The organism is Amycolatopsis sp. M39 (assembly GCF_001651785.1).
In the GTDB taxonomy this organism is placed as follows: Bacteria; Actinomycetota; Actinomycetes; order Mycobacteriales; family Pseudonocardiaceae; genus Amycolatopsis; species Amycolatopsis rubida.
In genome coordinates this window covers 162,473-183,959 of record NZ_LWSF01000013.1, presented here as the reverse complement: position 1 = coordinate 183,959, position 21,487 = coordinate 162,473, and the positions used below count along the sequence as shown (strand labels likewise).

13 protein-coding genes are annotated in these 21,487 nt (G+C 69.2%); 5 read left to right on the top strand and 8 right to left on the bottom strand.

What is annotated here, in order from left to right; translation table 11 throughout:
- Nucleotides 1-595 precede the first annotated feature (595 nt).
- The 3 genes from A4R44_RS26205 to A4R44_RS26195 all read right to left on the bottom strand — a co-directional run bounded on the left by A4R44_RS26205 (nucleotide 596) and on the right by A4R44_RS26195 (nucleotide 4,912).
- Nucleotides 596-2,179 carry an amidase gene (locus A4R44_RS26205; RefSeq protein ID WP_067586098.1) on the bottom strand — a complete coding sequence of 528 codons (1,584 nt, stop codon included), beginning with the start codon at nucleotides 2,177-2,179 and terminating at the stop codon, nucleotides 596-598.
- Nucleotides 2,180-2,223: 44 nt separating this feature from the next.
- Nucleotides 2,224-3,567, bottom strand: a complete 1,344-nt coding sequence (gene glnA, locus A4R44_RS26200; RefSeq protein ID WP_067586095.1) for a type I glutamate--ammonia ligase — start codon at nucleotides 3,565-3,567, stop codon at nucleotides 2,224-2,226.
- 64 nt (nucleotides 3,568-3,631) lie between these two features.
- Nucleotides 3,632-4,912, bottom strand: coding sequence for an MFS transporter (locus tag A4R44_RS26195; RefSeq protein ID WP_067586092.1), 1,281 nt, complete (start codon nucleotides 4,910-4,912; stop codon nucleotides 3,632-3,634).
- 92 nt (nucleotides 4,913-5,004) lie between these two features.
- Here A4R44_RS26195 and A4R44_RS26190 point away from each other — a divergent pair, with 92 nt between their 5' ends.
- Entirely contained in the window at nucleotides 5,005-5,640 is a 636-nt protein-coding gene (locus tag A4R44_RS26190; RefSeq protein WP_067586089.1) for an LppX_LprAFG lipoprotein, read from the top strand.
- On the opposite strand, the gene A4R44_RS26185 is transcribed toward A4R44_RS26190, so the two are convergent.
- Both A4R44_RS26185 and A4R44_RS26180 read right to left on the bottom strand, forming a co-directional pair.
- Nucleotides 5,637-7,013, bottom strand: a complete 1,377-nt coding sequence (locus A4R44_RS26185) for an alpha/beta hydrolase (protein ID WP_095213605.1) — start codon at nucleotides 7,011-7,013, stop codon at nucleotides 5,637-5,639. The two genes, A4R44_RS26190 and A4R44_RS26185, sit on opposite strands and share 4 nt — an antisense overlap.
- Nucleotides 7,014-7,048: 35 nt before the next feature.
- On the bottom strand, nucleotides 7,049-8,626 hold the full coding sequence (locus tag A4R44_RS26180; protein ID WP_067586084.1) for an alpha/beta hydrolase: 1,578 nt from the start codon (nucleotides 8,624-8,626) through the stop codon (nucleotides 7,049-7,051).
- 144 nt (nucleotides 8,627-8,770) lie between these two features.
- Between A4R44_RS26180 and secA2 the strand changes: the two genes are divergently transcribed.
- The 3 genes from secA2 (at nucleotide 8,771) to A4R44_RS26165 (ending at nucleotide 14,101) form a co-directional block, all read left to right on the top strand.
- A complete protein-coding gene (gene secA2, locus A4R44_RS26175; protein WP_067586081.1) occupies nucleotides 8,771-11,110 on the top strand; it encodes an accessory Sec system translocase SecA2 in 2,340 nt (779 codons plus the stop codon).
- Between the two features lie 103 nt (nucleotides 11,111-11,213).
- A complete protein-coding gene (locus A4R44_RS26170) occupies nucleotides 11,214-12,935 on the top strand; it encodes an NAD+ synthase (protein WP_067586079.1) in 1,722 nt (573 codons plus the stop codon).
- A 632-nt stretch (nucleotides 12,936-13,567) separates the two neighbouring features.
- Nucleotides 13,568-14,101, top strand: coding sequence for a methylated-DNA--[protein]-cysteine S-methyltransferase (locus tag A4R44_RS26165; RefSeq protein ID WP_067586075.1), 534 nt, complete (start codon nucleotides 13,568-13,570; stop codon nucleotides 14,099-14,101).
- 728 nt (nucleotides 14,102-14,829) lie between these two features.
- Here A4R44_RS26165 and A4R44_RS26160 read toward each other — a convergent pair.
- The 3 genes from A4R44_RS26160 to lysX all read right to left on the bottom strand — a co-directional run bounded on the left by A4R44_RS26160 (nucleotide 14,830) and on the right by lysX (nucleotide 20,340).
- On the bottom strand, nucleotides 14,830-15,417 hold the full coding sequence (locus A4R44_RS26160) for a DinB family protein (protein ID WP_067586072.1): 588 nt from the start codon (nucleotides 15,415-15,417) through the stop codon (nucleotides 14,830-14,832).
- 7 nt (nucleotides 15,418-15,424) lie between these two features.
- Nucleotides 15,425-16,033 carry a hypothetical protein gene (locus A4R44_RS26155; RefSeq protein ID WP_067586069.1) on the bottom strand — a complete coding sequence of 203 codons (609 nt, stop codon included), beginning with the start codon at nucleotides 16,031-16,033 and terminating at the stop codon, nucleotides 15,425-15,427.
- 983 nt (nucleotides 16,034-17,016) lie between these two features.
- Entirely contained in the window at nucleotides 17,017-20,340 is a 3,324-nt protein-coding gene (lysX, locus tag A4R44_RS26145) for a bifunctional lysylphosphatidylglycerol synthetase/lysine--tRNA ligase LysX (RefSeq protein ID WP_067586063.1), read from the bottom strand.
- 229 nt (nucleotides 20,341-20,569) lie between these two features.
- Here lysX and panB point away from each other — a divergent pair, with 229 nt between their 5' ends.
- Entirely contained in the window at nucleotides 20,570-21,460 is an 891-nt protein-coding gene (gene panB, locus A4R44_RS26140) for a 3-methyl-2-oxobutanoate hydroxymethyltransferase (protein ID WP_067586060.1), read from the top strand.
- The last annotated feature ends 27 nt before the right edge of the window (nucleotides 21,461-21,487 follow it).

Genomic DNA, 21,487 nt, shown 5'->3' with positions numbered 1-21,487 from the left:
CACTAGCACACTGTTGAGTTCTCAAGCAACACACCCCGAACCACACCCAGAACCAACCAGGCCACGCTCGATGCGTTATTTCAAGCTTTTGGTCGAGCATGCCGCTACCTACAAGGCTAGTCGTAGGGAGTCGGCGGCCGCTCGTGGGCCGACGCTGAACATTACCTGGTCCGTTTCGCGGTGTCAACCCGCTCGGCCCTGGCTCCTGGTCGGTGAGGCTTTCGGCCCCGCCGACCCGGTGTTCCTGGCGACGAAGAGAAGATTACATGCCTTCCAACCACCCGAAAACAGGGGGGTCACTTAACGGCATCGCCCCTGGTCAGAGCGTTGACAGCGGACTGATTCGACCGGTTCGGGGGCCGCGGACGGTGCTCGGAGGCGCACTGGAGAGGCCCCGAGTGACCCAGGTCTCCCCCATCGGACGACCCTCTTGCGGTCGAAGACCCGGGCACCCGGCCCAATGCGGCAGGTCAGCGCACTGCCCGGCCATCCCGCCGCAAGCCAGCCCGCCTGCAACGCAAGCCCTCCGGCCGTCGCGAGGCGCTGACCGGGGGCCGCCACGAACCTTCGCCCGCTCCGGGCAACCCCGAACGGCTCACCCGGGCAACTTGGGCAGATACCGGGGCGGAACCCGGACCGGCGCGACCCGCATGTAGTCCGCGGCCAGCGCCAGCATCTTCCCGTCCGTCCACTGCCCGCCCATGAACGAAATCCCCACCGGCAGCGGTCCGACCGAACCGGCCGGGACCGTGACGTCCGGGTAGCCCGCCACCGCGGCCGGTGTCGCGGACGGGATCACGTCGTTGTCGCCGGTCTCGCAGTCCGTCTTCCAGGCCGGCGGGTTCGTCGGCGACGCGATGGCGTCCAGGTCGTACTTCGCGAGGGTCTCGTCCAGCGACCGGCGCGACAAATCGGTCAGCTCCGCCCGGTTCTTCAGATAGGCCGGGTCCTGCGGGCCAGGCGCGGCGAGCGCCTGTTCGAACAGCTCCTGACCAGCGAAGCAGGTGCGTTCCAGCGGGTCAGCGCGGTTGTACGCGACGAGGTCCGCCAGGTTCCGCGGGCCGGTGGGCCGCGTGGCGAGGTACGCGTCGATGTCGCGATGGAACTCGGTCAGCAGCGCCGGGAACTCCAGCGCGGAGAGCCGGTCCTGGTACGGCAGGTTGACCTCGACGACGGTCGCGCCGGCGCGTTCCAGCGAAGCTTTCGTCTTGCTGACCACGGCGTCCGTGTCCGGGCCGAGCACCGGCAGCCGCCACAGGCCGATCCGGGCACCGCGCAGGACGCCGGGGCGGAGAAGTTTCGCGTAGTCGGCCGGCTGGGTCGACGGGTAGCGCAGAGTCGCCGGGTCGGACGGGTCGCGGCCCTGCAGTACCGAGAGCGTCAGCGCGGTGTCGACGACGTTGCGCGCGATGGGTCCCGCCGTGTCCTGTTCCGCGGAGATCGGCACGACGCCGGTGCGGCTGACGAGCCCGAGGCTCGGTTTGTGCCCGACAGTCGCGGTCATCCCGGCCGGGCACACGATCGACCCGTCGGTCTCGCTGCCGATCGCGACCTGCGCGAGCGAGGCTGCGACGCCTGCGGCGGATCCGGCGGACGAACCGCACGGGTTGTGGTCCAGGACGTAGGGGTTGTGGGTCTGCCCGCCGACGCCGGACCAGCCGGACGTCGGCTTCGCGGCGCGGAAGTTGGCCCATTCCGACAGGTTCGCCTTGCCGAGGATCACCGCGCCCGCGGCGCGCAGCCGGGTGATCAGCGTGGCGTCCTTGGCCGGGCGGCTGCGCAGCGCGCGCGAACCGGCGGTGGTCTGCTGGTCGTGGGTGTCGACATTGTCCTTGACCAGCACCGGGATCCCGTCGAGCGGACCGCGGGTGCGGCCGGTCCGGTGCCGGACGTCGCTGGCGGCGGCTTGCGCGAGCGCGGCTGGGTTGAGCGCGAGGACGGCGTTGACCTTCGGGTCCAGCACCCGGATCCGCGCGAGGTACGCGCTGGTCAGCCGGGTCGCGGTGAGCTGACCGGTCGCCATCCGGTGCTGCAGCGACGGGATGTCGGCGCGGTCGAGGTCGAAGTGCAGCTCGGCCGGGTCGGAGTGGTCACCTCGCATCGCGACCGCCGGCGGCGCGGTGGCCAAGCCCGCCGCCGCGACCAGTGCGGCGAGTACGGCGGGCAGTCTTTTTCCCATGTTCCGATGCCTCCCCAACCTCGGAGCACGGCCCGGGGTCCGGTTCAGAGCATCGGCAACAGGGTCCGGAGCTCGTACGGGGTGACCGCGCTCCGGTAGTTGTCCCACTCAACCCGCTTATTGCGCAAGAAGAAGTCGTAAACGTGCTCGCCGAGCGCTTCCGGCAGCAGCTCCGACTTCTCCATCTCGGCGAGCGCCTCGCCGAGGTTCTGCGGCAACTGCGAGTAACCGGCGGCGCGGCGTTCGGAGTCCGACAGCTGCCAGATGTTGTCCTCGGCGGGCGGCGGCAGCTCGTAGCCCTTTTCGATGCCCTTCAGCCCCGCGGCCAGTATCACCGAGTAGGCAAGGTACGGGTTGCACGCCGAATCGAGCGTCCGGATCTCGACGCGCCGCGACGAGGCCTTGCCCGGCGAGTACATCGGCACGCGCACGAGCGCCGAGCGGTTCGCCCTCCCCCAGGACACCGTCGTGGGCGCCTCGCTGCCGCTGATCAGCCGTTTGTAGGAGTTGACCCACTGGTTGGTGACGGCGGAGATTTCCTTGGCGTAGTGCAGGACACCGGCGACGAACGCCTTGCCGGTCTCGGAAAGCTCGTGCGGATCCTCCGCGTCGTAGAACGCGTTGCGGTCGCCTTCGAACAGGCTCACGTGGGTGTGCATGCCCGAGCCGGGCTGGCCGGTGAACGGCTTCGGCATGAAGGTCGCGCGCACGCCCTGGGTCAGCGCGACCTCCTTGACGACGTAACGGAACGTCATCACGTTGTCGGCCATGGTGAGGGCGTCGGCGTAGCGAAGGTCGATTTCCTGCTGCCCCGGCGCGCCCTCGTGATGGCTGAACTCGACCGAGATGCCCATCGCCTCAAGGGTCTCGATCGCGTGCCGCCGGAAGTGCGTCGCGGTGGCGTGGCTGGCCTGGTCGAAGTAGCCGCCGTTGTCGGCGGGCTCGGGCTCGCTGCCGTCGTCGGGGAGGTTGGCGAGCAGGAAGAACTCGATCTCCGGGTGCACGTAGCAGGTGAACCCGGCTTCGCTGGCCTTCGACAGCTGGCGGCGCAGCACGTGCCGCGGGTCGGCCCAGGACGGCGAGCCGTCGGGCATCGCGATGTCGCAGAACATCCGCGCGGAGTACGGACCGCCGTCGGGGGTTTCCCACGGCAGCACCTGGAACGTGGACGGGTCGGGCTTGGCGACCATGTCCGACTCGTAGACGCGCGCGAAGCCCTCGATGGCCGAGCCGTCGAACCCGATGCCCTCGCTGAACGCGCCCTCCAGTTCGGCGGGCGCGACCGCGACGGACTTCAGGAATCCCAGCACGTCGGTGAACCACAGGCGGACGAAACGGATGTCGCGCTCTTCCAAGGTGCGGAGCACGAATTCCTGCTGGCGATCCATGGCCGAACCCTAACCAGCACGTGTTAACGCCATGTTTCACGGGTCACCCCCGTGGGAGTTCGATTCACGCCGCGACGGCGAGCTGGGATTTCCTCGACCGGGTGATCGACAACGACGCGACCGAGGCGATGACCGCGAGCCCGGCGGCGACGTACCAGGCGATCGCGTAATCGCCGAACTGGTCCCGCACCGCGCCGGCGGCGGAGGCGGCGAACGCCGCGCCCAGCTGGTGGCAGGCGAAAACCCAGCCGAACACGATCGGACCGGCTTCCCCGAAGGAGCGGCTGCAGAGCGCGACCGTCGGCGGAACGGTCGCCACCCAGTCGAGACCGTAGAAGAGGATGAACGCCCACATGCTCGGCTGGACCGAGTTCGTGAACAGCTGCGGCAACAGGGCGAGCGAAACTCCCCGCAACGCGTAGTAGACGCCGAGCAGGATCCGCGGGTCGACACGGTCGGTGAGCCATCCCGACGCGATCGTTCCCACCACGTCGAAGACGCCGACCAGCGCGAGCAGGCTCGCCGCGGTCGTCTGCGGCATGCCGTGGTCGTGCGCGGCCGGGACGAAGTGCGTGCTGACCAACCCGTTGGTGGTCGCCCCGCAGATCGCGAACCCGACAGCGAGTAGCCAGAACGTCCGGGTGCGCGCGGCTTGGAACAGCACAGACAGCCCGCGCCGGACCGTGCCGACCTTCGGTGCCGGACGCGCCACTTCGGCGTCTTCGGGCGCTCCGTACGCGACAGTGCCGATGTCGGCCGGGTGGTCGCGTACGGCCAACAGCACGACCGGGACCACCGCGAGAGCCGCGATGGCGATGACCATGGACGCTGTCCGCCAGCCGTCGCCCGCCGCGAGCGACGCGATCAAGGGCAGGAAGATCAGCTGTCCGGTCGCCCCGGCGGCGGTGAGCACGCCGGTTACGACGCCGCGGTGGCGGATGAACCAGCGCGTCGCGACCATCGCGGCGAAGCTCATCGCCATCGAGCCGGTGCCGAGGCCGACGAGCACACCCCAGCAGAGGATCAACTGCCAGCTGGCGCTCATGAAGACGGTGCCGCCCGCGCCGAGAGCGACGACGCACAGCGCGGTGGCCGCGACTCGGCGAATACCGAACCGCTCCATCAGCGCGGCGGCGAAGGGCGCGAAGAGGCCATACAGGACGAGGTTGACCGAGACGGCGGACCCGATCGTGGCCCGGGACCAACCGAACTCTTCGTGCAACGGATCGATCAGTACGCCCGGCGCGGCGCGGAAGCCGGCGGCGGCGAGGAGGGCGACGAACGCGGCCGCGGCGACGAACCAGGCGCGATGCAGGCGGCGGGCAGGACGAGTCTCAACGGTCACGAGCAGTCAGTCTGATGGACCAGGAGCGGAGTCGACAGTGGCCGGAAGGACACTATGCGTAAGGATCAGGCCAGCCAAGTAGGCTCTCGGCCATGCTCAGCCGACGTGTCCTGCCGGCCCTGCTGCTCCTCTGGCTGGTCGGCGGTTGCACCGCGGCACCCCCCTTGCCCGCGGCGGACGGGTTGCTCGCCGCCGCCAGGGCGAACTTCGCCAAAGTCGCCAGCCTGCACTTCTCGGTCGGCGTCAACGGGGTGCTGCCCGGCCTGCCGATGACCAAGCTCGTCGGCAACGCGACCCTCAAGCGCGGCGGACAGGCGAGCGGCAGCGCGGAATTCACTGATCGGTCGTTCTCGTTCACCGTCGCCGGGCACACCGCGACTACGAAGGACACGAAGGGTCGCGAAACCAACGGCCCCACGCCCTTCACCGTCGACCGGTTCCTCGGTCCGCGCGGCGGCCTGACCCGGCTCCTCGACTCGCTCCAGCAGCCGAAAACCGAAATCCGCGAGACCATCCAGCACGTCGACGGCTACCGCGTCGGCGGAACCGTGCCCCAAGCGGTCGCGGCGAAGCTGGTGCCGCAGATCCACGCAGACGTGAACGTGAAGATCTGGGTGACGGTCGCCGAACCGCGCCGCTTCGCGCGGATGTGGCTGCAAGTGCCGCCTGCGACAGAACGCGACAGCCCGGTGATGTACGAGGTGCTGTTGACGGATCAGCAGCCCTAGCAGCTGCCGTCTCGGGCGATGGCGCTGCTGAGGTAGGTCGTTGCGGCTTTGTCGACACAGGCGTTGCCTTTGAGGAACGCTGCGTGCTGTACGTCGTCGACAGTCAGCAGTGCGGCGTTGAGGTCTTTCGCGAGCGCTACGCCCTGGCGGTAGGGCGTAGCCGGGTCATGCGTGGTCGAGATGACGAGCGTTTTCGGCAGGCCGGGTGCGAATGGACGGTGCGACCGTGAGGTTGGCGGTACCGGCCAGGTCGAGCAGGTGTCGAGTTCGTGCGCGTCGGGCGAGTTGCCGGCGAGGAAGGGTGCTCCGGTGAGCATCTGGCGATGCGCGGCGTCGATGGTCGTGCGGTTGGTGACACGGTCGTAGTCGACGCAGCGGATGGCGTAGTAGGCGTCGAAGGCTCCGCTGTAGTGGCCGTTCTGATCGCGTTGGTAATAGTCATCGGCCATCTGAAGCAGCTTCGCGCCGCTACGCGTGGTCGCTAGTTCTTCCAGTGCTTGCCGCAAATTCGGCCACTTCGCGCGGGAGTAGAGCGCGGCTTCTGTCGCAGTGACAGCGTCGGCGAAGGCCAGTGCGCGGCCGGGCAGTGCAGAGACCGAAGGACGCGCGATTCGCTGGAAAGCTGCGGTCGCGTCGCCGGTTAGCGGGCATCCAGCTCGCTTCGCGCACCACTGCGCGAAGCGGGTGAAAGCGTCCTGGAACCCGGCGGTCTGGGCGATCAGTGTCTGCGGCAAGTCCTGTGCGGGGTCGATGGCACCGTCGAGGACCATGGCGCGCACTTTGTCCGGGTACGCCTCTGCGTACGCCGAACCGATCTGCGTTCCGTACGAGTAGCCGAGGTACGTGAGCTTCGCGTCGCCGAGGGCGGCACGAAGCGCGTCGAGATCGCGTACGACCTCTCGCGTGCCTACGTGCGCGAGGAACTCCGCGCCGGTCTTCTTGAGACAGCCAACCGCACTTCCGACGTCTGACGTACGAGCGGCGTCCTGCTCGGCATCCGACCGGCAGCGGATGCGCGGCTCGCTCGCGTGAACACCGCGAGGGTCGAAGCCGACCAAGTCGAACTGCTCGGCAAGCTTTCCGGCAGGTCTCGCCAACGTGGCCGCCGCAGTCATCCCTGAACTGCCCGGCCCACCGGGGTTGAGCACGAGAGACCCGATCCGGTGTGCCGGATCGGTGGCCCGATGCCGCAGCAAACCGATCGACACTGTCCGGCCCTGCGGGTTCGCGTAGTCGAGCGGCACCGTCAACCGAGCACAGTCGACCGCCTCGTCCGCGTACAAGCCCTTCTCGGAAGGGGTCTGCGCGTACGGCGCACACGGTCCCCAGTCGAGCGCTGCCCGCTGGCTCGCGCAAGCCGTGGCAGCGAGCATCACCACTGCCACAACCGTCGCGAGCCAGCGCAATCTCAACTGGCCTTACAGCGAGTGCCGTCCGGAGGCGTCGTGCCGTCGATCAGGTAGGCAGTGCCCGCCTTGTCGACGCACGCGTTGCCTTGCAAGAACACCGTGTGCTGCGTCCCCTCGAAGGTGAGCAGTGACCCCTTCAGCGCCTTCGCGAGGTTCACGCCCGCCTGGTACGGCGTAGCCGGGTCGTTCGTCGTCGAGATCGTCAGCGTCTTCGGCAGGCCTTCGACGTTCGGCTCGTGCGGCTTCGACGTGTTCGGCACCGGCCAGAACGCGCACGCGTCACGGGCAGAGCTGGGTTGGCGACCGTCGTCAAGGAAGGGTGCAGCCTTTTCGTATTTCTCCTGGCCTTCGAGAATCTGCTTCGGATCGGTGACTCGCGGGTCGTCGACGCAGCGGATCGCGACGAAGGCGTCCTGCGTGGTGCCGTAGCTGCCGTCCGGATTGCGCTCGTTGTAGATATCAGCCAGCTTCTCCAGCGTGGCACCGCGCTGCAGCTTCAGTTCGTTCAGCCCGGTGTTCAGGTACTCCCAGAGATTCTGCTGGTAGAGGGCCTGTATGGCACCTGTGGTGGCGTCGTCGTACGACAGCTTGCGGCCGTCGCCGACCGGAACCGGGAAGTCGATCAGCCGGCGCGTGAGGTCCTGGAACTGCTTCGTCGCGTCGGCCGGGTTGTTGCCGAGCGCGCAGTCCTGACGCGCCGCGCACCACTTCGCGAACTCGTTGAACGCGCCGCCGAAGCCCTGGCCCTGCGCGACGAGCGAGTCTTCCGGGCTCTGTGTCGGGTCGACAGCGCCGTCGAGGACGAGCGCGCGCACGTTCTTCGGGAAGGTCTCCGCGTACGTGGACCCAATGCGCGTGCCGTACGAGTAGCCGAGGTACGTGAGCTTCTGGTCGCCGAGGACGCTTCGCAGCACGTCCATGTCCTTGACGACGTCGCGCGTACCGACGTGCGCGAGCATGTCGTCGCCGTACTTCGTCCGCTGCGTGCACTTCGCGGCGAAGTCTTTCTGCTCCGTTTCCTGCTTCGCGACGCCCGCGGGAGAACCGTCTGTCTCGCTGTCGTCCGCACGGTCCGCATCACGCTCGGGCCCGGTCAGGCATTTGATCTGCGGTTCGCTCGCACCGATGCCTCGCGGGTCGAAGCCGACGAGGTCGAACCGGTCGCCGAGATCGGACTTGGACACCTGGTCGAGCAGGCCCGCCGCGGCGACCATGCCCGAAGCGCCCGGTCCGCCCGGGTTCACCACGAGCGAACCGATTTTCTCGCCCGAATCGCTCGCACGATGCCGCAGCACGCCGACGGTAATCGTCTGCCCGTCCGGTTTGTCATAGTTCAACGGAACGGTGAGGCGTCCGCACTCGATTCCCTGCGCCTTGAACGCCGACCGGGCGTCGGCCGAGGTCGCGTAGGGTGCACACGCGGACCAGGTCATGCTCTGCCCGTAGAAGCGCTCCAGTCCGGCGGGCACCGGACCCACCGGCGCGTGCGATTCGACGGTCGGCGCGGACGCGGCCTGGTCGGGCTTGGACGTGCACGCCGCGAGCGTGGTCGCGAGCAGGCCGGCAGCCGCGAACACGACTATCGGATGGACTTTCGGGCTGGCGCTGGGATGACGGGACACGGTTTGATCGTGCCATCCGGGCGCGGAACTCGAACGCACCGTCGGCGCGTTGGGCAGTGCGGGTGCGACCGGAGACACATCGACACGAGGAGACCAGGGGTGGCACTGATCAGCCGAGTGGGCAAACGGCTCCGCCGGATCATCCAGCGGCCGGGCAGCGTCGAGCTGACCCGCTACGAAGCGCTGCTGCCCGCCGTCGAGAAGCTCGAACCGGAGCTGGAAAAACTCGAAAACGCCGAGCTCACCGAGCGCGCGGGCAAGCTGCGGGACGCCATCGGCGGGGCCGCCTCGTTCACCGACAGCCAGCTGATCGAGATCTGCGCGCTCGGCCGCGAGGCCGCCCGGCGCGAGCTCGGCGAGCGGGCCTTCGACGTGCAGTTGCTCGGCACGATGGGCCTGCTCACCGGCCACGTCGTGCAGATGGAGACCGGTGAGGGCAAGACGCTCGCCGGTGCGCTGGCCGCCGCCGGGTACGCGCTGCGCGGCCGCCGCGTGCACGTGGTCACGGTCAACGACTACCTCGCCCGCCGCGACGCGGAGTGGATGGGCCCGGTGTACGACCTGCTCGGCGTCACCGTCGGCTGGGTCGAACCGGCGCACTCGAAGCAGGAGCGCAAGGAGGCCTACGGCAAGGAGGTCACCTACGGCGCGGTCGCCGAAATCGGCTTCGACGTGCTGCGCGACCGCCTGGTCACCCACCCCGACGATCTGGTGCAGAAGGCTCCCGAGGTGGCGATCGTCGACGAGGCCGACTCGGTGCTGGTCGACGAGGCGCGCGTGCCGCTGGTCATGGCCGGTTCGATCGACCACAACGACGCCGACGAGGAGGTCGCCAAGATCGTCCGGCGGCTGCGGCTCGGCCTGCACTACGAAACCGACTCCGAGGGCCGCAACGCGTGGCTGACCAGCGCCGGCGCGTCGGTCGTGGAGAAGTCGCTCGGCGGCGTCGACCTGTACGACGAGTCCGGTTCGGACCGGCTCGCCGCGGTGAACGTCGCCCTGCACGCGCACGCCCTGCTCACCCGGGACGTCGACTACCTGGTCCGTGACGGCAAGGTGCAGCTGATCAACGCCGCCCGCGGCCGCGTCGCCGAACTGCAGCGCTGGCCGGACGGCCTCCAGGCCGCGGTCGAGGCGAAAGAGCAGGTCACGGCCACCGACCGGGGCGAAATCCTCGACTCGATCACCGTGCAGGCGCTGCTCGCGCGTTACCCCGAGGTCGCGGGCATGACCGGTACCGCCGTCGCGGTCGCCGAGCAGCTGCGCGAGTTCTACCAGCTCGAAGTCGCGGTCATCCCGCCGAACACCCCGAACGTCCGCGAGGACCAGCAGGACCGCGTCTTCGCCTCGCCGTCGCAGAAACTGCGCGCGATCGAGGAGGAGATCCGCACGGTGCACGAGACCGGGCGGCCGATCCTCGTCGGCACCCAGGACGTCGCCGAGTCCGAGGAGCTGGCGGAAAAGCTGGCGAAGGCCGACCTGCCGTGCGTCGTGCTGAATGCGCGCAACGACGCCGAAGAGGCCGCGATCATCGCCGAGGCGGGCAAGAAGAGCGCGGTCACCGTGTCCACGCAGATGGCCGGTCGCGGTACCGACATCCGGCTCGGCGGCAGCGACGGCACGACCCGCGAAGAGGTCGCCGAGCTGGGCGGCCTGCACGTGATCGGCACCGCGCGGTATCCGTCGAGCCGTCTCGACGGCCAGCTGCGCGGCCGGTCCGGGCGACAGGGCGACCCGGGCAGCGCGATCTTCTTCGCGAGCCTCAACGACGACCTCGTGCTGTCGAACGCGCCGGACCTGCCGGACGGCATCGACGCGGACACCGAGACCGGCGAGATCACCGACCCGGCCGCGCACCGGCAGCTCAACCACGCCCAGCGCGTCGCCGAGGGCGTCGACCTGGAGATCCACCGCAACACCTGGCGCTACACCCGGCTGATCGAGCGGCAGCGCGCCGAGCTGCTGGAACACCGCGACAAGGTGCTGCACACCGGGCTCGCGGCCGACGAACTGGAGAAGGCGCAGCCGGAGAAGTTCGCCGAGCTGAAGGAAAAGCTGGATGACTCCGACCGGCTTGAGCAGGTGTGCCGCGAGGTCCGGCTGTTCCACCTCGACCAGCTGTGGTCGGACCACCTGGCGTACCTCACCGACGTGCGCGAGAGCATCCACCTGCGCGCGCTGGCCCGCGAGACGCCGCTGGACGAGTTCCACCGCGCGGCGATCCCGGAGTTCCACAAGATCATCGCCGAATCCGCCTCGCGCGCGGCGAAGACGCTTGAGGAAGCCGAGATCACCGACGACGGCCTCGACCTCGCCGAGGTCGGCGTGCGGCGCGCGAACACGACGTGGACGTACCTGGTGCACGACAACCCGTTCGACTCGGACTTCGAGCAGACGGTCAAGAAGGTGCGCAGCATGATGCGGATGAAGAAATCCTGATTCCTTCGTCCGAAGGGCCCCTCGCTTCGGGCGAGGGGCCCTTCGCCGTTCCCTGGCTCACCTCTGCGTAGTTTCTGTCGGTGCGGTGGGACAGAATGGCGGCATGCCGCAACTGCGCATCGCACTGGCCCAGGTCAACACCACCGTCGGCGACATCGACGGGAACACCGCGCTCACCGTCGAGTGGACCCGCAAGGCCGCCGAGGCGGGCGCGCGCGTCGTCGTGTTCCCGGAGATGTCCCAGACCGGTTACCCGGTCGAGGACCTCACGCTCCGGCGCACGTTCGCCGACGCGTCCCGGCGCTCGGTGACCGAACTGGCGCGCCGGCTCGACGAGGCGGGCTGCGGCGAGGTGCTCGCGTACGTCGGCTACCTCGACCACGACGAGATCGGCCCGCGCGACGCCGCGGCGGCGCTCTACCGCGGCGAGGTCGTGGCCCGGCAGTTCAAGCACCACCTGCCGAACTACGGCGTGTTCGACGAGCACCGGTACTTCAAACCGGGTACCGAACTCGAGGTGCTGCGGCTGCACGGCGTCGACATCGGCATGGTGATCTGCGAGGACATCTGGCAGGACGGCGGCCCGATCTCCGCACTGGGCAAGGCCGGGGTCGACCTGGTGGTCGCGCCGAACGCGTCGCCGTACGAACGGTCGAAGGACGAACAGCGGCTGCCGCTGATCGCCCGCCGGGCGGCCGAGGCGGGCGCGCCGCTGGTGTACACGAACCAGGTCGGCGGACAGGACGACCTGGTTTTCGACGGCGACTCGCTGGTGGTCGGCGCGGACGGGACGCTGCTCGCGCGGGCGCCGCAGTTCGTGGAGCATCTGCTGGTGCTGGACTTGGACCTGCCCGCTGACAGCGCGGCCGCCACGGGCTCGTTCGACGGGCTGGAAGTGCACCGGCGAGTGCTCGACGATGCCCCACTGCCCGCGTACGAACCGCTGTCGGCTCCGACGATCAGCGAACCGCTGTCGGACGAGGCCGAGGTGTGGTCGGCGCTGGTGGTAGGGCTGCGCGACTACGTGCACAAGAACGGCTTCTCGACGGTCACGTTCGGCTTCTCCGGCGGAATCGACTCGGCGGTCTGCGCGGCGCTGGCGGCGGACGCACTCGGCGGCGACAACGTGTACGGCGTTTCGATGCCGTCGAAGTACTCGTCCTCGCACTCCCGAGACGACGCTTCGGACTTGGCGGAGCGGATCGGCGCGCACTACCGGGTCGAGCCGATCGGCGAGATGGTCGATGTCTATGTCAACCAGCTGCGGCTGACCGGGCTCGCCGAGGAGAACATCCAGGCGCGGGTGCGCGGGATGCTGCTGATGGCTCTGTCCAATCTGGACGGACACCTGGTGCTGGCGACCGGCAACAAGACCGAACTGGCCGTCGGCTATTCGACCATTTACGGCGACGCGGTCGGAGCGTTCGCGCCGATCAAGGACCTGTTCAAGACGCACGTGTGGCAGCTGGCGCGGTGGCGGAACGAGGAGGCGGCCAAGCGAGGGGAAACGCCGCCGATCCCGGAAAACTCGATCACGAAGCCGCCTTCGGCGGAGCTGCGGCCGGACCAGAAGGACTCGGATTCGCTGCCGGACTACGAACTGCTGGACGACGTCCTGGACGATTACGTCGAGAACGACCGCGGGTACGCGGATCTGATCGAGGCGGGGTTCGACCCGGAGACGATCGACCGGGTGGTGCGGATGGTCGACCGGGCGGAGTACAAGCGGCGGCAGTACCCGCCGGGCACGAAGATCACGTTCAAGGCATTTGGGCGGGACCGGCGGCTCCCGATGACCAACGGGTGGCGGGAACGGAAGTCCTGATCGGGGTTTCTGGCGAGGTGGTCCGGCGAGGGCTGCCGGGTGAGATGCTGGGCTTCGAGCATGCCTTGGCGGTTTGCCGCGCGGCAGAGGGCTGGGTTCCCCCGCGATGGGCGGGAGCGCCAGGCGCGCTCGGCTAGGCGACCGGAGTCTCCTTTGCCAAGCTGCCGGGCTCCGGCCGCCTGGATCAGCCGCGCGATGGGCGATTGCCTGGCGCGATTGGCTGCACGAACCCCAGCCGACCGGGATTTCCGGTTCGACGGCCTAGGTTCGGGTCGGTTGGCTGAGGCTTCAGGCGTCATCAGTCTCGCCGGGCGTGATCGGCCGCGTTGCTGACAGTGGCGACCGCGGGCTCGACACGGCTCACTCGGTCTCCGCTCGCCACGAGCAGATGTTCGCCTTCGGCCACGACGACGATCCGCCGCGTTGCTGACAGTGGCGACCGCGGGCTCGACACGGCTCACTCGGTCTCCGGGCACCGCAAGCGGATGTTCGCCTTCGGCCACGATGGCGATCGGCTGCTCCGCGGGTCGGTCCGCGGCTTTCCTTGCTGCGGCCGGGCGAGTTCACCGCCGTTCCAGGGTCGTGTCGTTTTCTCGCCAGTTTCTGTCGGTGCCAGCTCGTACGCTGGCCGTATGACAGTTGGGTACACGGTGTTCGACACCCCGATCGGGGCGTGCGGACTCGCCTGGCGAGACGGTGCGGTGATCGGAACCGCGCTGCCGGGGAGCACGGCGGAGCGGACGCGCGCGCACCTCGCGAAGCGTTTCCCGGACGCGGTGGAATCACCGGTGCCGGACGAGTTGCGTGCGGTGGTGGACGATGTCGTCGCGCTGCTGTCGGGTGAGGCTCGCGATCTGCGCGCGGCTCCGCTGGATTACCGGGATGTGCCGGACTTCAACCGGCGCGCGTACGACGTCGCGCGTGCTATTCCGCCGGGGAAGGTGCTGACGTACGGGGACATCGCGCATCAGCTCGGCGCGCCGGGCTCCGCTCAGGCTGTCGGGCAGGCGATGGGGAGCAATCCGTTTCCGATCATCGTGCCATGCCACCGGGTTTTGGGCGCGGGCAAGAACACCGGTGGCTTTTCGGCACCGGGCGGGGTCGAGACCAAACGGCGGATGCTGGTGATCGAAGGGGCGTTTCCGGAGGAACCGACGCTGTTCTGACGCGTCGGCTACGGAAATCTCGGCGAATGTCGTGGCCTGCCCGAAGCTTTGGCGCGCTCGGCCGGCGTCCAGCGGCACCCCCAGTGCCGCTGGACGCCGGCCGAGCGCACCACCCCAACCGGCTGTCCCAGGCAGCCGAACGACCCGGCCGCCCAACCCCAGCCGCCAGCCTCCCGAGAGCGGCCAGGCCAGGCCGCCTAATCCGGCGATCTCGGCCGAACGGCGGCAGGCAGCCGGAGCAGCCGAACCGACAGCCGCCGAGGGCCACTCCACACTCCCGGATCAAGCGGGTGGCCGCTGCGGCCCGCCGACCGACGGAGCCGTTCCAGTCCGCCCCGCTGGGCAGCCTCGCCAGGTCCCTCGACTGCCAACAGCCGTCCGAGCAACCCAGCCCGGGCGACTCCGGCGCGGCTGCCCGAGCGACCAGCCTGCCGACCGAGCCGTCCGGACCAGTCCCGCTCAGCAACCAAACCAGTCCAGCCTGCTCNAGCCTGCTCAGCGGCCAAGCCAGCCCGACCGCCAGCAGTCATCCGGAAAACTCACCCCGGACGGGCTCGGGCACCGCTACGCGATCGGCCAGTCCGCCACCCAGCCGAGCCGGTCCGGCCCAGCAGCCACGGTCCAGCCCAGCCCGGCAGCCAAACGAGCCCGCACTCGCCAACGGCTGTCCGAGAAAACCCGCCCCGGACGACTCCGGCACAGCTCGGCGACCGACCCTGGCGCGATACTCAGCTCATTACGCCGGGTTTCCACGGCTTCAGCCAGTTCGTCTCCGGCCAGCCCTCTGCCGCGGCCTGCAAGGGCATGGCGGTGGCTCCGTCCAGGGATTCGCGGACGATGTCGGCGTGGCCTGCGTGCCGGGCGGTTTCCTCGATCAGGTGCAGCAGCACCCAGCGAACGGACCAGACGGACGCGTCGTCCGGGTACCAGGGCACGTCCTTCGGGATGGGGACTTCCTGGTTCAGATCCGCGATCCCGGCGATGACCTCTTCGGTGCGGGCGGCGACCCGGTCGTAGGCGGCGATCGCCGAGTCCAGCGTTTCGTCCGGACCGAGACGGTAGTTCTCCTGATAGGCCGCCACGCTTTCGGCGAAGGGCTTCGGCTCGATTTTCAGCACCAGGTCTATCCAGCCGCTTTCGGTGGACGACACGTGTTTCAGCAGGCCGCCTACGCTCAGGGCGCTCGCGCTGGGCGCGGCGCGCGCCTGGTCGTCGGTCAAGCCATACGCGGCGACCTTCATCGCCTGGCGCTGTTGTGCCAGGAACCCGAGCAACCCGCCGCGCTCGTCGGGAGTCGGGGAGACTTTGCCAGCCATGGTGGCCTCACTTCCGGTGTCTGGTGCTCCGCAGCATCGCACCCGCCACCGACAATTTGCGGCCGCTGACCGGAACCGGGGTCTGCACGACGTACGCGCCGCCGATCACGACCTGCACCGCGTGCACCACGAGCTGCACCCGGGTGAACACGCCTTCCAGATGCCCGGCCAGCGTCGACACCACCACCAGCGCCCACGCGACCAGCACGGCCACCAGGCAACCCACCGCGCAGGCCCGCCAGCCGGGCGGCCACCAGAAGACGAGGCTCAGCGCCCCGACCGCGACGGCCGCGCTCAGCAGGTTCGGCGTCACCACGGTCTCCGGGACCCCGGCGTACACCATCAGCATGATCCCGAACGCTGACACCGAAACCGACGTCAGCCGCCCGCTCCAGCGTGCTGGCGCGAGCCGCATGAGGGCGGGTCCGGTGAAGAAAAAGGCCAGGCCGCCGAGGCCCGTCGCGACCGAGAAGACCGGTTGCGCGTAGAACAGATCCCAGACCGGCTGTTCGGTCGGCGAAACCCCGGTCTGCATGAAGAACTCCAGCAGCCACGCGGAATACCCCGCCAAACCGAGTCCGAGCAGGACTGTCAAAGCCACCCGCGCAGCACGCACTTGCCCACCCTAAGCGAATCTCTGCGACGAAGTGCCGGATGGTGTCACACCCGTGACTTCCCGGAGGTTTCGGACACCATCCGCTACCACGAACTCACGCACCGAATCCCTGGTGGAGGTTACCGGATCATGGTTGGCGGACGGCCAATACCCGCCTCGGTGCCGGGCTTCGGCTTCGGCCGGGCCGGGAGGGAAGGTGGTGGCGAGTCTCGGCAGCCGACTACGGCTGGTCGCGGGAACGGCCGGTGCGGCTGCCGCGAGCGCTGCTCGGAGCTGCTCGCGGCGGGAGACGGCCGAGGCGGTCGGTGATCGGCCGCAGCAGCTTGGCCGCGCCGGCCTCCGCGGGCGACCGGGGCAGCAGATTCCCGCGACTGCGGTTCCGCGACGAACCGGCGTGACGTCTCGCAGTCGCCGACACCCGCGGGCTAGCGAGAGCAGCGGATTCCTGTGGTGGGGTGCCGCGACAAGCTCACGCGGCGTCCGCAGATGCCGACCACCACGGTTAGCGGGAGCAGCGGATTCTTGCGATCGCGGGCCGCGACAAGCTGGCACGGCGTCCACAGACGCCGACAACCGGGGCGAGCAGACTCCCGCGGCCGCAGTTCCGCGACGAACTGGCGCGGCGTCTCGCAGACGCCGACCACCGCAGGTCAGCGAGAGCAGCAGATTCCACCGACCACAGTCCGCGACAAGCTGGCACGGCATCCACAGACGCCAACAACCCGGGCCAGCAGACTCCCGCGGCCGCAGTTCCGCGACGAACCGGCGCGGCGTCTCGCAGACGCCGACCACCGCAGGTCAGCGAGAGCAGCTGGGCCGCGAACTCGNAGCAGCAGATTCCACCGACCACAGTCCGCGACAAGCTGGCACGGCATCCGCGGTTGCCGACGCCGCTCGTGCGAGCAGATCGGCCCGGACCCGCAAACTGTGCACAAGCCGCGGCCTCGCCGCACAAGCAGCCGGCAGGGGGCCAGAACCAGTCCTCACCCCTGCGGGCGAACGAACGGGAACAGCACGGTCTGCCGAATGGACGTCCCGCTCAGCATCATCAGCAGCCGGTCCACTCCGAGGCCCAGTCCGCCGGTCGGGGGCATTCCGTGTTCCAGTGCCAGGAGGAAGTCCTCGTCCAACTCCATCGCCTCGACATCACCGCTCGCGGCGCGCAGCGACTGTGCTTCCAACCGGCGGCGCTGCTCCAGCGGGTCGGTCAGTTCCGTGTACGCGGTTCCTACTTCCGAGCCGAACGCGATCAGGTCCCAGCGTTCGGCCAGGAGCGGGTCGGTCCGGTGCTGGCGGGTCAGCGGGGAGACCTCGGTCGGGTAGTCCGTATAGAAGGTCGGCAGGACCGTCGAGCCCTCGACCAGGTGCTCGTGTGCCTTCAGGACCAGGTCGCCCGCGCTGGCCTCTTCCGGCACCGGGACTCCGGCGGCGGCGCAGAGTTTTCGCAACGTCGCGACCGGCGTGCCCGAGTCGACTTCCTCGCCCAAGGCCTCCGACACGGCTTTGTGTACCGGGATCACGGGCCAGTCGCCGGAGATGTCGTGTTCGACGATGCGGCCGTCGGCGTCTGGGCGTCGCACGATCTGTGCGCCGTACGCGGCTTCGGCGGCGTACTGGATCAGGTCGCGCATCAGGTGGCGCATCGCGTTGTAGTCCGCGTACGCCTGGTACGCCTCCAGCATCGTGAATTCCGGGTTGTGGGTCGCGTCGACGCCCTCGTTGCGGAAGTTCCGGTTCAGCTCGAAGACCCGCTCGACGCCGGCCACGCACAGGCGCTTGAGGTACAGCTCCGGGGCAATGCGCAGGTACATCCGCATGTCGTACGCGTTGATGTGCGTGACGAACGGCCGTGCGTTGGCGCCGCCGTGGATGGTTTGCAGCATCGGGGTTTCGACTTCGAGGAAGGTGCCCTGGTGCAGGCGTTCGCGGACGGCGCGGACGACCGTCGAGCGCAGGCGGAGCATGTTCGCGGAGTCGGGGTTGACCGCCAGGTCCAGGTAGCGCTGACGGACGCGCGTCTCGGGGTCGGTGAGGCCCTTTCGCTTGTCCGGCAACGGGTGCAGGCACTTCGCGGTGACGGTCCATTCGTCCACGAGCACCGACAGCTCGCCGCGGCGGGAGGTGATGACCTCGCCGCTCACGCCGACGTGGTCGCCGAGATCGACGCCGGTGCGCCAGCCGGTCAGATCGAGGATCTTCGCGTCGAGCATCAGCTGCAGTTCGCCGGAGAAGTCCTTGATCCGCGCGAAACACAGCCCGCCGAGAGCGCGCAGGGCGAGCACCCGACCCGCCACCCGAACGCGTTTTCCGGTGCGGGAATCCGGTTCCAGTCCGGTGAACGCGTGCACGATGTCGCCGAGGTGGTCCTCGCGGGAGAAGCCGACCGGGTACGGGTCCACGCCGAGTTCCCGCAGTTTGCCCACTTTGGCCACTCGCACGCGGACCTGTTCCGGACGGCGCTTGGCGCGCGGCACGACCTGCGCGGCTTCTTCGTCGATCCGCCGGACCTGGGCGACGAAGTCCTCCCCCACGTTCTCCAGCCGCAGCGACCGCGCGCGTCCGGTGGGCACGAAGCCCTCCAGGGCGCCCGCGACTATGCCAACCCGCGGGAGCCGTCGCGCCGACGAGTAGCAGAGGAACCGCGGTTCCCAATCCGGGCCGTACTTGGCGTTCGACCGGTACAGCGATTCCAGCTGGAAGAACCGCGACGCGACACCGAGCACCGCCCGCCACGCGCGCAGTACCGGGCCGGCGCCGATGCGCTCGCCTTCGGAGAACACCGCGCGGAACATCGCGAAGTTCAGCGAGATCCGCTGTGCGCCGATGTGCTGGGCGGCCGAAACGACCTCGGCGACCATGAACTCGTTGAGCCCGTTTTCGGCGTCCCGGTCGCGGCGCATCAAGTCAAGAGAAAGGCCCCGGCGCCCCCACGGAACGAACGACAGCAGGCCGCGCAGTTCGCCGCGCGCGTCGTACGCCTCGACCATCACGCTGCGGCCGTCGCTCGGGTCGCCGAGCCGGCCGAGCGCCATCGAGAAGCCGCGTTCGGTCTCGTCGACGCGCCACTGCTGCGCGCGAGCGAGCAGCTGCGCCATCTCGTCTTCGGGGATTTCGCTGTGCCGCCGGACCTGCGCGGTGTACCCGGCGCGCTGGATCCGTTTCACCGCCTGCCGCACAGACTTCCGCTCGGGGCCGGTGAGAGAGAACTCGCGGACGTCGAGGACCGCTTCGTCGCCGATCTGCAGCGCGCGCAGCCCCGCGGCGGCGTACGCCTTCGCGCCCTTCTCGCTCGCGCCGAGCACACCTGGCGTCCAGCCGTACGTACGCGCTTCGTGGAGCCACGCCTGCACCGCGTCCGGCCACGCGTCCGGGTCGCCGATCGGGTCCGCGCTCGCCACTGTGGTCCCGGCGAGCACCCGGTACGTCACCGCGGCGCGGCCGTTGGGCGCGAACATGACGCTCTTGTCGCGACGCGTGGCGAAGTAGCCGAGAGAGTCGTCCTCGCCGAACTCCCCCAGCAGACGGCGCAACCGCAGCTCTTCGTCGTCTGTCCGAATGCGACGGCTGCGTACGCCGCGAAAGAGCGTGTACAGCGCGGCTGTGGACACGAAGGTCGCGCCGAGGTCGAGGACGACGTCAATCCACGCCGGGCCTTCGCCGACGCCGATCCGGCGCAGTTGCAGGTTTTCGCCGGTGGCGTGGTTGACCACCCAGGCGAATCGCTCCCACGTGTCGCCGAGATGGCCGGGGAACACCTCGGTGAGCGCCCAGCCGAGCACGATCACCCCGAGGAACCCGACGAACAGCACAGTGAGCCCGTTCCACCAGGCACCGGGGGCGAGCCGGGCGGGGAACGCCGGCCGCAGCGACAGCAGGAACACGATCAGCAGGATCGAGATCACGTCGGCGATGGCGAGCGCGCCCACCTGGGTCGGGATGTGCCGCATCTGCCGGGCGTTGAGGGTGAGCAGATCGGGAGCCCACAGCAGCAGCCCCTGGAGGACCAGCGTGGTCACCAGGCCGGCGACCTGGAACAGCACGAGCACGTACAGCGCGGCCTTTTTGCGCCTGCGCAGGGCCGCACCGAGCACGACGAGCAGCAGCACCATCACCAGGCTTGAGCTGGTCGGCACGCTCAGCACGCCGAACGCCATGTCGATGCCGTTCAGCAAGTGCCCGTGCCGCCCGCCGGCGAGCAGCAGCACGACCGAGAAAAGCGCCGCCAGTTGCACGACAGTGGCCACGAGGCCACCGGCGCGGGCCTTCCAGCCGAGGCTGCGCGGACGGGCGCTCACTGCGGTTCCCATGGGTACCTTTCTTGCGGCGCGACGCGCCGGACCTTCTCACCCGCCGGGCGCAAATCGGCCCGGTGCCTATCAAGACGTCACAGGAGGCAAAACGGTTGTCGCTACTCGGCCGTGTGAAGCTGGTCGCACGACCTTGGGGCCCTCCCGCGCGCGTGTCACGCTGTCTCCGGTACTGACTCCACGACCCGGGGACCTCTGCGAGGCCTCGAGGGAAGGACGGTCGACGACGATGTCTGCCCAGTCTGCCCAACCCGACGGCGCCGCCGGCGAGGTGGCCGCGCCTTACGGAACCGGCCCCGCGACCAGCGCGGGACCGAGCAAACCGCGAAAAGTCCGGATTCATCATCTGCGCGAGCTGAAGGACCGCGGCGAACCGTGGCCGATGCTCACCGCTTACGACATGTATACCGCCGAGCTTTTCGACGAAGCAGGCATCCCCGTGCTGCTGGTCGGCGACTCCGCGGCGAACAACGTGTTCGGGTACGACACGTCGCTGCCGGTCACCGTCGACGAGCTGCTCCCGCTGGTCCGCTCGGTCACCCGGGCGGCGAAACGGGCGCTCGTGGTGGCCGACCTGCCGTTCGGCTCCTACCAGCTTTCCCCGGAACAGGCGCTGGCCACGTCCGTCCGGTTCATGAAGGAGGGCCGCGCGCACGCGGTCAAGCTCGAAGGCGGGCACCGGTTCGCGGCGCACGTCGAAGCGCTCACCTCGGCCGGGATCCCGGTCATGGGCCACATCGGCTTCACCCCGCAGAGCGAGCACAATCTCGGCGGTTACCGGGTGCAGGGGCGCGGCGAAGCGGCGGAGAAGCTGCTCGCCGACGCGCTGGCGCTGCAGGAAGCCGGCGCGTTCGCGGTCGTGATGGAGATGGTGCCCGCCGAGGCGGCCAAGCGCGTCACGCACGAGCTGAAGATCCCGACGGTCGGCATCGGCGCCGGTCCGGACTGCGACGCCCAGGTGCTGGTCTGGCAGGACATGGCAGGGCTGCGCCGCGGCAAGGCACCGCGATTCGTGAAGCGGTACGCCGACGTCGCCGGGGTGCTGCAGGGGGCGGCGGCGGCGTTTGCCGAGGATGTCCGGCGCGGCGAGTTCCCGGCGGCCGAGCACGCGTTCCACTAGGCGGTGGCGTCGTGAGTGCTGATCACG